Annotated in this window: 11 protein-coding genes; 6 read left to right on the top strand and 5 right to left on the bottom strand. The window is 36.4% G+C overall.

Annotation, left to right across the window (positions count from 1 at the left end; all coding sequences use genetic code 11):
- Positions 1 to 25 precede the first annotated feature (25 nt).
- The 4 genes from A9G42_RS03730 to A9G42_RS03715 form a co-directional block, all read right to left on the bottom strand.
- The gene (locus A9G42_RS03730) at positions 26 to 1,783 is read right to left on the bottom strand and encodes an ATP-binding protein (RefSeq protein WP_179854593.1); all 1,758 of its coding nucleotides are present in this window, start codon (positions 1,781 to 1,783) and stop codon (positions 26 to 28) included.
- On the bottom strand, positions 1,767 to 3,365 hold the full coding sequence (locus tag A9G42_RS03725; protein WP_065652698.1) for an urea amidolyase family protein: 1,599 nt from the start codon (positions 3,363 to 3,365) through the stop codon (positions 1,767 to 1,769). The genes A9G42_RS03730 and A9G42_RS03725 overlap by 17 nt, the downstream gene beginning before the upstream one ends.
- 91 nt (positions 3,366 to 3,456) lie before the next feature.
- A complete protein-coding gene (locus tag A9G42_RS03720) occupies positions 3,457 to 4,233 on the bottom strand; it encodes a LamB/YcsF family protein (protein ID WP_065652709.1) in 777 nt (258 codons plus the stop codon).
- 15 nt (positions 4,234 to 4,248) lie between these two features.
- Entirely contained in the window at positions 4,249 to 5,490 is a 1,242-nt protein-coding gene (locus A9G42_RS03715; RefSeq protein ID WP_065580016.1) for an NRAMP family divalent metal transporter, read from the bottom strand.
- A gap of 477 nt (positions 5,491 to 5,967) precedes the next feature.
- Between A9G42_RS03715 and A9G42_RS03710 the strand changes: the two genes are divergently transcribed.
- From A9G42_RS03710 to A9G42_RS03695, 4 genes are all read left to right on the top strand, one after another.
- On the top strand, positions 5,968 to 6,801 hold the full coding sequence (locus A9G42_RS03710; RefSeq protein ID WP_442902999.1) for an ABC transporter substrate-binding protein: 834 nt from the start codon (positions 5,968 to 5,970) through the stop codon (positions 6,799 to 6,801).
- 2 nt (positions 6,802 to 6,803) lie between these two features.
- Positions 6,804 to 7,529 carry an amino acid ABC transporter permease gene (locus A9G42_RS03705; RefSeq protein WP_065652697.1) on the top strand — a complete coding sequence of 242 codons (726 nt, stop codon included), beginning with the start codon at positions 6,804 to 6,806 and terminating at the stop codon, positions 7,527 to 7,529.
- Between the two features lie 6 nt (positions 7,530 to 7,535).
- Positions 7,536 to 8,219 (top strand): amino acid ABC transporter permease, encoded by a 684-nt coding sequence (locus A9G42_RS03700; RefSeq protein ID WP_065652696.1) that lies wholly within the window; start codon positions 7,536 to 7,538, stop codon positions 8,217 to 8,219.
- A gap of 407 nt (positions 8,220 to 8,626) precedes the next feature.
- The gene (locus A9G42_RS03695) at positions 8,627 to 9,208 is read left to right on the top strand and encodes a response regulator (protein ID WP_065652695.1); all 582 of its coding nucleotides are present in this window, start codon (positions 8,627 to 8,629) and stop codon (positions 9,206 to 9,208) included.
- Here A9G42_RS03695 and A9G42_RS03690 read toward each other — a convergent pair.
- Entirely contained in the window at positions 9,171 to 9,797 is a 627-nt protein-coding gene (locus A9G42_RS03690; RefSeq protein WP_065581398.1) for a YrbL family protein, read from the bottom strand. The genes A9G42_RS03695 and A9G42_RS03690 overlap by 38 nt on opposite strands.
- Before the next feature lie 275 nt (positions 9,798 to 10,072).
- Here A9G42_RS03690 and rplM point away from each other — a divergent pair, with 275 nt between their 5' ends.
- Complete coding sequence (gene rplM, locus A9G42_RS03685; RefSeq protein ID WP_065566227.1) at positions 10,073 to 10,501, top strand: 50S ribosomal protein L13; 429 nt, start codon at positions 10,073 to 10,075, stop codon at positions 10,499 to 10,501.
- Between the two features lie 11 nt (positions 10,502 to 10,512).
- On the top strand, positions 10,513 to 10,905 hold the full coding sequence (rpsI, locus tag A9G42_RS03680; protein WP_034915459.1) for a 30S ribosomal protein S9: 393 nt from the start codon (positions 10,513 to 10,515) through the stop codon (positions 10,903 to 10,905).
- Positions 10,906 to 11,373: the final 468 nt, after the last annotated feature.

Below are 11,373 nucleotides of genomic sequence, written 5' to 3'. Positions count from 1 at the left end.
AACATGATTGTTTTTTCTGTTTAATCTATACAATTTCAGCAATGGCAACATCCGCATTGACATAGTTACCTTCTTTGATTATTTGTTTTAAAACACCATGTCGATGTGCTATAACTTGCACTTCCATTTTCATGGCTTCCATAATAGCAATCACATCCCCTGCATTTACCCTTTGATTATCGTTTATCGCCCATTTAAAAAGGCTACCTGAGACAGGCGATGGGACAATTAACTCAGAAAGCGCCGCTTTGCCACAAGAAGGTGTAGCCAAATTAACATCTGTTTGCAAAGATAATCCAGCTAATAATTGTGCAGGTAAACCAAGTTTACAACGCTTACCATCAATTTCAATAAAAGTATGTGTAAGTATTTCTTCTTTTTGTGGTACTTGCCTTTTTGCTGACGCTATCGCGGTATCAAATTCAGTTTCGATCCAACGTGTATGCACGTTAAAATCATCACAAAAATCAGGGTGCTCAATGACCGCACGATCAAATGGTAATACACACGCAACGCCCTCAATTGAAAATTCTGCTAATGCACGCCGAGCTCTTGCTATAGCTTGCTGTCGGTTATTTCCAACAATAATAAGTTTTGCAATAAGTGAATCAAACATTGCAGGAATGGACGATCCCGCAACTACGCCACTGTCTAAGCGTACACCAGGACCTGTTGGCGCATCAAAACGCGTAATCATTCCAGCTACGGGTAAAAAACCATTTGCCGCATCTTCAACATTAATACGAAATTCAATAGCATGACCTTGTGGTTTAGGCGTTTGAGCAATACTAAGTGGTAAGCCTTGTGCAATGCGTAGCTGTTCAATAACAAGATCAACACCAGTTGTTTCTTCTGTAACAGGGTGTTCAACTTGCAACCGAGTGTTGACTTCAAGAAAAGATAATTTGCCATCTTGGCTAAGTAAAAATTCAACTGTCCCTACTCCTACATAGTTTGCTTTAGTACAAATAGCAATCGAAGCTTGAATAATTTGTTGTTCTACATGCTCGGAGATAAAAGGTGCGGGTGATTCTTCAATTAATTTTTGATTGCGACGTTGCAATGAACAATCACGTGTTCCAACAACTACGACATTTCCTAACTTATCAGCAATAATTTGTGCTTCAATATGCCGAGGGTTATGTAAAAATTGTTCTAAAAAGCATTCTCCACGCCCAAATGCCGCTGTCGCTTCACGTACAGCGGAATGGTAAAGCTCTTCAACCTCGTCCTTGTGCCAAGCGACTTTTAAGCCTCTACCACCTCCACCAAAAGCAGCTTTAATCGCAATCGGTAAACCATGGGTATGAGCAAACTCAACGACTTCTTTAACATCTTTTACTGGCTCTTTTGTTCCAACCACTAAAGGAGCGCCAACTTGCAAAGCAAGCTGTCTGGCTTTCACTTTATCGCCCAGTATTTCAATCGTTTCTGGATTTGGACCAACCCATATCAAACCAGCATCTTGTACTGATTTAGCAAATTCAACACGCTCTGATAAAAAACCATAACCAGGGTGTACCATTGTGGCACCTGCTTTTTTTGCTATCGTAATGATTTTAGCAATATCAAGATAAGTTTCACTTGGTAGATTACCTAACAACCCATAAGCCTCATCAGCCATTTGCGCATGAAGTGCATCAATATCTGCATCGGCATAAACTGCGATAGACAAAAAACCCATATCACGACACGCTCGTATAATACGTACGGCAATCTCACCTCGGTTAGCAATCAATACTTTATGAGTTATTTTTTGACTACTTTCAGACATGATCAACATCACTCCCTTCAAATTCTTTAAATATCCCGATAGGATTAAATTTTATTCTAGCATTAACTGGAATTTGACCGGCTAAGTCTAAATGATAATTACACACAGCGCCAATAACAGGATATCCCCCAGTTAATGGGTGATCATTTAAAAATAGCACAGGTTGTCCATTAGCAGGAATTTGTATTGCACCAATACAAGTCCCTTCGCTTGGTAATTCTTGTTGCTTGTCACGACTTAAAGCTATGTCACCAGATAAGCGTAAACCAATGCGATTAGAGGCTGGTGTAACCTGCCATAGTTGCGAAGAAAGTAATTCTACGGCTTGCTTAGTAAACCAGTCAGTGCGTGGCCCAAGCACAATATCTAATACAATAACATCGTCACAAGTAGGATAGTGCATAACGGGAGTTTCCATTAATGACACCGCATTTAAGTTTTGATTGTGCTTAATAGCTAGCGTTTGACCAACATTAAGTGGTGATGGCCCAACTTGCGCAAGAGTATCATAAGAACAACTTGTTAAAATAGGCGATAGCTGAAAACCACCGCGTACAGCAAAATAACTACGTACACCACATTTTGCGCTGCCTAAGCTAATAATATCACCAGTTTCCAATTGGATAGGTTGATACATTGCAGCATGATACATTTCACCAGCTGATGTTGTAATGCTTATCTCGCATTCAGCCCCTGTGACGGCAACTAACATACTACGGTTTATCTGTGCTTTAAACCCACCTTGCGTAATTTCTAATACTGCTTCATTAATTGGATTTCCTAAAATACGGTTGCTACTGTGCAGAGCTCCCTTATCCATGGCGCCAGACTCAGAAATACCTAATGCTGCCTGACCAATTCTACCCTTATCTTGTATGAGTGTTTGTAATCCCGTTGCTAATATTTTAATATCTTGTTGTTGGTTAATGCTTTTACCGACTTTTTTAGCAGTCGGTAAATAATATTTTTTAGATGACTTACTAGCATCAATAAAATTAACGCGGTTACCTGGCTTCAATAACGCAGGTTTATCACGGTTTAAGTCCCACACTGCTGTATCAGTTGTTCCAATAAGTTGCCAACCACCAGGGCTTGCTTGGGGATAAACACTGCTAAATTCACCCGCTAATGCAACAGAGCCTGCAGGAATACGAACTCTTGGTGATTGACGGCGTGGCACGTTAAGTTCAGCATTTTTAGCTACCATATAAGCAAAGCCTGGAGCAAAACCACAAAAAGCCACTTGATATTCATTATTGGTATGTCTGGCAATGACTTCACTAACGGTTATCCCTAGATATTCAGCCACTTGGGATAAATCCTCGCCATTATACCTAACTGGTATTATGATCAATTCGCCAGATTGCATTACATGTTCTGCAATATCTAATTGAGCAATATGCTTAGCAAGCGTATTAGCATCAGTCACAATGGGATTATAACGAATTAATATCGTGCGTGCAGCGGGGATTATTTCTTCTATATTCCAATGTGAAACAACATGTTGAAGTGCATCAGTCAACGCCATTGTTTGTTCAAGGCTTTTGAGTTCAACAATAAGCGCATCAAGATTAACAGGTAAAAATCTCATTAAGCACCTCTATACATAGATCAAGTCCTAATTATCAAATATATAAATTTTATTTTGTTGTATCATGTTAAAAAATACATTTATAGACAACTTAAGCAGCAACTATCTTGGCAAATGGGGTTATTATGATGCCATTTTGGTGTAATTTCTCCCGTACTTTTTGTGCCATAGCTAAGGCTCCAGCACTATCGCCATGCACACAAATTGATTCAGCATTAATATCCACAAACTGCCCTTCTACAGAGATAACTCCCCCATCATTAACAAGCTGTAGCATACGCTCAGCTACTAAATCAGGATCGTGTAACACAGCACCAGCTTCTTTGCGAGAAACTAATGTTCCATCAGCACAGTACGCTCTATCAGCAAAAGCTTCAGCAACTACACACAAACCACTTTCTTTAGCCCATCCAATGAGTGGTGATCCAGCAAGAGCAACCAAAATCAACGAAGGGTCAATAAGGCAAATCGCATTAATTACCGCCATTGCCTGACGTTTATCATATGCTATAGTATTATATAATGCGCCGTGTGGTTTCACATACCGAACGTTGGCACCAATCGATTTTGCTAATCCTTTAAGTGCACCAATTTGATAAATTACATCAGCACTTAGCTCATCGGTGGCAATGTCCATATTACGGCGACCAAAACCAACTAAGTCAGGATAACCGACATGGGCTCCCACCGTCACATTATTCGCCTTAGCGGCTTTTAAGGTTTTTAAAATACCCTCTGGCGAACCAGCATGAAACCCACAAGCAATATTAGCACTACTAACAACATTTAGTATTGCCTCGTCATTGCCCATTTTCCATTGTCCAAAACTTTCGCCAAGATCACTATTTAAATCAATAAATTTAGTTATTGTCATATTGTCCTTCTATTTTAAATAGTTAAAGATAGTGGCTACAGACATCGCCCCCATATACCAAGTAATGGCACAGACAATCAGACCTGACCACAATAACCATCTAGGATAATGATAGCCTGACATAAGATCGGCACGCTTCCAACCAATATAAATAAAGATAGTTAAACCAATTGGCAATACTAGACCATTAAAACCACCGGCAAAAACCAATAATGATACAGGTGCCGTTCCCATTGCTAAATAAATAGCCAGAGAAGCCATAATAAAAATAGTGGTGGCAAATTGGCGTTGCTTTTCAGTAATAGAACGCCTAAAAGGAGTAATAAAAGTCATTGAGGTATAAGCAGCACCAATAATACTAGTTATTGCAGCAGCCCATAAAATTAATCCAAAAATCCGTAATCCTAATTCACCCAAAGCTGCCTGAAAGGCTTGCGATGCAGGATTGGCAGCATAACTTGAAATATCAATAGTGACACCACTTGCTACCACGCCTAAAATGGCTAAAAATAAGATATAACGCATCAAACCCACAACTATAATTCCTTTTGTTGCTGCGCCTGAAACATATTTAATATGCTGAGCGCCAACCATCCCTTTATCAAGTAAACGGTGAGCTCCAGCATAAGAGATATAACCACCAACCGTACCACCAACAATGGTCGTAATTGAGGCAAAATCAATATTGCTTGGAAAAACGGTTTCTTTTAAAGCTTGTCCAATTGGTGGATGTGATGCAAATACCACAAATAAGGTCAAAATAATCATCAACAAACCAAAACCAATCATTAAGCGATCAATAAAATTGCTGGCTTTGCGTGATGAAAATATATAAACCGCTACTAATGCGCTGATTGCACCACCCCACTTAGGATCAAGCCCAACAAGTGCATTTAAACCTAAGCCTGCACCCGCTATATTACCAATATTAAACACCAACCCACCAAATATGATCAGTACTGCGAGTACATAACCACTGAATGGAATAGTCGCATTAGCAATATCCGAAGAGTTCATTTTAGTTAATGCAACAATTCGCCAAATATTTTGTTGAACAACAAAGTCGATAATAATAGAGGCTAAAATACCAAAACCAAAAGCAGTGCCAAGGGTAACAGTAAAAGTCGCTGTTTGAGTAATAAAACCTGGGCCAATTGCTGAAGTTGCCATTAAAAAAATAGCACTGATTAACGAAGCTCGCCGATTTTTAACAAAAGCAACGGCGCTACTGCTATGATCTTGATCTTTCATGTGCTTATCTCCTTTTAATTTGTTTTTTTTAATTATCGACACGGCCACCCTATTTACGAATTTTTACTACTTTTGTAAGTAATGCAAACATTATGCCATAGGCTAACAACATCTATTAATAACAAGAATGGTTCCTATAATTACTGTTTTCGAGTAAAAAAACTAATTAAAAATAATTATAATTACCTACCACCAAGGAATGATAAGCGAATAATTAACACACAATAACGCTAATTTGCACCAAAATGAACATTAATAACTTAATTTAGTGCATCTTGCGTTAGTAAAAGTTAGTAAAATTTTCTATCTTGGTATGTGATACCCAACTTTTATTAGTTTTATTCATTATTGATAAAATCCTTAATCAGATAATTCTCCATATAACTTTAAGTTATAACCATGTGAATATTTGCTATTTATTCATTTGATTCTTTATTGATAGACTTTAAACGTAGATAAAAACCTTTATAGTGGAGAATCAAGATGAAATTATTAACCAAATTACTTACGACTATTACCTTAATAAGCACACTATTAGGTACCAGTTCTGCCTACGCAGATCGGCTTGATGATATTGAAAAACGAGGCGAAATCAAAATAGCGGTATTTGATAGTAACCCGCCGTTTGGGTACATTGATGAAAAGACCAATAAAATTACAGGACTTGATGTTGATTATGCTAACGAGATAGCCAAAGGGTTAAACGTTAACGTTAAGCTAATCCCAACTAATCCCGCTAATAGAATTCCGTTATTGACATCAAAAAAAGCTGATTTAATTGTCGCTAATTTTACCATTACTGATGAAAGAACAAAAACAGTTGATTTTAGTCTGCCTTATTTTGCGACTGGTCAAAAATTTGTAGCAAAAAAGGGGGTATTAAAATCAGCTGACGATTTGAAAAATCTTCGTATTGGTGCTGATAAAGGTACAGTTATGGAAATTACATTACGTGAAAAATATCCAACGGCTAAGGTGATTTCTTATGATGATACGCCATTTGCATTTGCAGCATTACGTAATGGTGTTGTGCAGGCAATCACTCAAGATGATGCAAAATTAATTGGCTTATTAGCCAATTTACCTGAAGAGCAACGAGCAGCATTTGAAATTTCACCATTTAGTATTACTGAAGAATATCAAGCTGTTGGTATACCAAAAGGGGAAACTCGTTTAAAAGATAAAGTAAATCAAATTTTGTTAACGCTTGAAAAAAATGGCGAAGCATTAACAATTCATAACCGTTGGTTTGGACCTGAAACAACATCGGCTATGCCTCGTGGTGATTTTAAAATAGGTAAAGGTCAGTAGTTATGTACGAGCAATTACTTGAACCACGTTATTTGTGGTGGTTATGGGATGGTTTTTTAGTTACGTTGGCTATTTCATTGCTTACCATTATTTTTTCAACATTACTGGGTTTTTTACTAGTTATTGCTCAACAAAGTCGAATTAAAATCATTCAAATAATCGTAATGGGGTATAGCGCAATTTTTCGTTATTCTCCGTTACTACCTCAACTCTTTTTTTGGTATTTTGGGGTAGGTAGTTTATTGCCAGTCGAATTTAAATTATGGTTATTTGAAGAACCACAAATTCAATTGTTCTTTTTTTCAGTGAAAATGCCATCATTTGAATTCATCATAGGCTCAATTAGTTTAACTTGTTATTCCTGCGCTTTTATTGCCGAAGAGTTTAGAGCAGGTATTGCTGGAGTTAGAGGAGCGCAAGAACAAGCCGCATTAGCATTGGGTTTAAGTTGGTGGCAAAGTATGCGCTTTATTATTTTACCACAAAGTTTTCGCATTGCTTTTCCACCTTTAATTGGTCAGTACATGAATATTATTAAAAATTCATCGTTAACCATGGCTATTGGTGTGTTAGAACTTTCTTATGCCTCACGCCAAATCGAAACTGAATCATTAAAAACCTTTCAAGATTTTGCCATTGCTACTTTACTTTATATTATAACGATAGTAATAGTTGGAACTTTAGGCAATATTTATCAAACAAAACAATTGCAAACAGGTAGGGTGTGATTATTTATGGGCTTTAAAGGATTTGAAGTTATTTGGCATAATTTAGGTTACTTAATGTGGGGAAATTTCCCTGGAGGTATTTTCTTAACATTATTAATAAGTATTATCGCTATCTTGTTTTCAACAATTTTAGGCATTTTTGCCGGGGTAGGATTAACGGTTTTAAAAGGGATTTTACATAATTTATTAATTAGTGTGCTTAGTTTTTTTAGAGCTATTCCGGTTATTATGCTTATATTTTGGAGTTACTTTCTGTTACCTATGGTGCTTCATGTTGATATACCAGCAATTGCAACCGTGATATTTGCTCTATCTTTAATTGGTGCTGCATACATTGGTCATTCCGTTCATGCCGGCATGATTGCGGTGGCTAAAGAGCAATGGCAAGCAGCGTTTTCATTAGGTTTAACTAAACAACAGGTGATTATATTTATTATATTACCTCAAGCCGTTAAAATGATGTTACCGTCTTTTGTTAACCAATGGGTATCACTTATTAAAGATACCTCTTTGGCTTATATTGTCGGGGTGGCTGAATTTACTTTTGTTGCAACGCAAATTAATAATCGCAGTATGGTCTATCCAACGGAAATCTTTTTATTTGTCATTGTAGTTTATTTTATTATTTGTGCCACACTTGATCTTGCGGCTTCGATTTTACCAAAATACTTATTATGCTTTTTTAAATAATACTTTATCTATTTTCTATCCTTATTTCTTAATTGTTTTTTTATTTTAAGGTTGCCTTAAGGTTTTTGCGTTAAATTATTACTAGGTTAAATAGATCTAGAAAATGGTTTATCTGCATAATTTACAAGCAACCTTTTATTTTTGATTAACAAGTCAAAATATAAATCCCACTTATTTTTATGTGACATGTTTTGGATATTCAATTGTCATTAGGGATTATTGTTGGATTTATTGTGAGCCTCATATCCGCATGTTTAATTAAAAGCTTGGGATAAATATTCATAAATTTCTTAATCGATTGTCGCTTTATTGGACTAAATAAACAGATTTAGCAATGTAAAGCCCAATATAAAATAAATTATTGCGCATGTTCAATAATGCTAAAATCGGTATTAAGGTAATGAACAATGAAGATATTAATTGTTGAAGATGATAGTTTGTTACAAAAAGGACTATACGACGGTATAACTTCAAACGGTTATGTCTGTGAAGTTGCACAAAATGGTAATCAAGCTGAACAATATATCCAATTTGGACAATTTAGCTTAATCATTTTGGATTTAGGGCTATCTGATTATGATGGACTTGAATTGCTAATGCATTGGCGAAAAAATGGTATTACAACACCAGTCTTGATTTTGACAGCACGAGATACAAGACTACTAGCACGTAATTTAGTTGAAAATAGTTATCAATACAGCCCCAATGAGACTAAAATCTTGGTGAGTTGTAATAAGGATAAAAAAGACATCCTTATCACTGTACAAGACCAAGGTAACGGCATTGATGAATCTAAAAGCGAAAAGCTAACCCAAACCTTTTTTCGTATGGCTCGCAAACATAATGGTATAGGGCTTGGTTTAAGTATTGTTAATCGTATTGCTAAATTACATCAAAGCCTATTTACCTTAAAAAATAGAACAGATAATGCAAAAGGTGTTATTGCAGAATTCAGGATGACTGCTTCACTTCATCAACTAAACGAGTAATTAATCGATTATTGCTATTCTCTTTAACAATTGAGTTTAAAAAACGTTGCCAAGTTCGTTCAATTTTCGCTTTAGCAAAAAAAGAAATGTAATTAGCAATAGGGATAAGCGTCGAATTACCAATATTATCAATAATAATCAAACGACTTTTATCAGCACTTAAGTGCTGAAACAAGATATTCTTGCTTTTTATTGTCATAGTAATAATACGGTTTTTTAATAAAGCCGATTTTAAATTTTTTAATGAAATCACTAAATCAGCATAATATTGTTGTGTTAATTTTTCATCCGCAAGATATTTTTCAAGTGATGTCGCTGTTTTTCCATCATAATCACGGATAAGTTCAAAAACATGACCTTGACCATAATTGGTTAACACCGAGCCATAATATTTAGCTAACGCTTCAAATGAAATATTGCGCCTGATCAGGTGTTTATAATAGGCAATTTCGCGGTTAGTTTCCTCTTCGGCACCATCATTATAATTTACTTTAATACACTTATTAAGATCACTAGGATGATGATAACATTTACGATGCAATCCTTTGTTAATATAATCTTTTTCTGAAAGTTGAATAGTTTTGTTCATTTGTATAAATATTGTGTTATTTAATGTTGATTTTAAGTTTATCAGTAAGGCTTCTTTCTCGCCATGATTTTTTATTTTTACTCTAGCGCTTTTATATTATTTCTGTATAATATTGCCACCCACGTTACGACAACATTTTTCCCAATGTTGTTTTAGGTTGTGAGCATTAATATAACCACTCGAAGGGGTGTGTTGCTTAATAGTAACAATCAAAAAGTGTAAATAAATCAACTGATTTATTAACGTGAGATTAATTAAAAATTGGATAATTACGAATGAGTACTTTTTCAGCTAAACCAGAAACAGTTAAACGCGACTGGTACGTTGTTGATGCAGCAGGTAAAACGTTAGGTCGTTTAGCTACTGAAATCGCAAGCCGTTTGCGTGGTAAACACAAAGCAGAATACACACCACATGTTGATACAGGTGATTATATTATCGTTATCAATGCAGAAAAAGTTGCTGTAACAGGCAAAAAACGCACTGATAAGATCTATTATCGTCACACGGGTTACATCGGTGGGCTAAAAGAAGCGACTTTTAAAGAAATGATTGAACGTCATCCTGAACAAGTCATCGAGATTGCTGTAAAAGGCATGTTACCGAAAGGTCCTCTTGGTCGTGCAATGTACCGTAAACTAAAAGTTTATGCTGGTAATGAGCACAATCATGCGGCACAACAACCGCAAGTATTAGATATTTAAGGGGATAGAAGATGGCTGATAATCAATATTACGGTACAGGTCGCCGCAAAAGTTCTGCTGCTCGTGTATTTATCAAACCAGGTAGTGGTAACATCGTTATTAACAAACGTTCATTAGAGCAATACTTTGGTCGTGACACAGCTCGTATGGTTGTTATGCAACCGTTAGAGTTAGTTGAAATGACTGACAAACTTGATCTTTACATCACTGTTAAAGGTGGTGGTATTTCAGGTCAAGCTGGTGCAATTCGTCACGGTATTACTCGTGCATTAATGGAGTATGACGAAACTTTACGCTCAGCGTTACGTCAAGCAGGTTTTGTTACTCGTGATGCTCGTCAAGTTGAACGTAAAAAAGTGGGTCTACGCAAAGCGCGTCGTCGTCCACAATTCAGCAAGCGTTAAGTGCGACAAGCAGCACTAAGTGCTTGATTTTTATGAAGTTTTTCGTAAAATCAAGTGAGATAAAAGGCGGAAATGAAATACTTTCCCCTTTTATCAGTAAATAAGCGCGAAGATGAAATATTCTTTCCTTATTTACAAGCTTGTAAACTCCTCGAGGGAGCCTTCATACTCCCGAAAGGGAGATAATACAGAAAGCGTTATAGAGATAACCTTTCAACCCGTATACAAGAGGGGACGTATTCTTGTAAGCCCTTTGTAAGGTATAAACCTTACCAGTCCAGAGTTGAACTATATACAACTACATGATGAGCCGAAGATATAGCTGACATCAAAACTTCGCCATGAAGTAAACTGGAGCCTTTTGAGAGTCTTACACTCTCCAGTCATAGTTGGACTATACACAACTACAAGGCGAGCAATAAAACGATTGCCGACGTCTCTTTTTAACTAATAAGATACGACTTAATG

Source organism: Gilliamella sp. Nev6-6 (genome assembly GCF_001690605.1).
Taxonomy (GTDB): Bacteria; Pseudomonadota; Gammaproteobacteria; order Enterobacterales; family Orbaceae; genus Gilliamella; species Gilliamella apicola_C.
Note: the sequence above shows the minus strand (reverse complement) of the source record. Positions and strands in the feature narration are given on the sequence as shown.

Coding starts and splice junctions, on each gene's coding strand:
- A9G42_RS03730 (WP_179854593.1), bottom strand. CDS start 1,783: ATGTTGATCATGTCTGAAAGTAGTCAAAAAATAACTCATAAAGTATTG.
- A9G42_RS03725 (WP_065652698.1), bottom strand. CDS start 3,365: ATGAGATTTTTACCTGTTAATCTTGATGCGCTTATTGTTGAACTCAAA.
- A9G42_RS03715 (WP_065580016.1), bottom strand. CDS start 5,490: ATGAAAGATCAAGATCATAGCAGTAGCGCCGTTGCTTTTGTTAAAAAT.
- A9G42_RS03705 (WP_065652697.1), top strand. CDS start 6,804: ATGTACGAGCAATTACTTGAACCACGTTATTTGTGGTGGTTATGGGAT.
- A9G42_RS03700 (WP_065652696.1), top strand. CDS start 7,536: ATGGGCTTTAAAGGATTTGAAGTTATTTGGCATAATTTAGGTTACTTA.
- A9G42_RS03695 (WP_065652695.1), top strand. CDS start 8,627: ATGAAGATATTAATTGTTGAAGATGATAGTTTGTTACAAAAAGGACTA.
- A9G42_RS03690 (WP_065581398.1), bottom strand. CDS start 9,797: ATGAACAAAACTATTCAACTTTCAGAAAAAGATTATATTAACAAAGGA.
- rplM (WP_065566227.1), top strand. CDS start 10,073: ATGAGTACTTTTTCAGCTAAACCAGAAACAGTTAAACGCGACTGGTAC.
- rpsI (WP_034915459.1), top strand. CDS start 10,513: ATGGCTGATAATCAATATTACGGTACAGGTCGCCGCAAAAGTTCTGCT.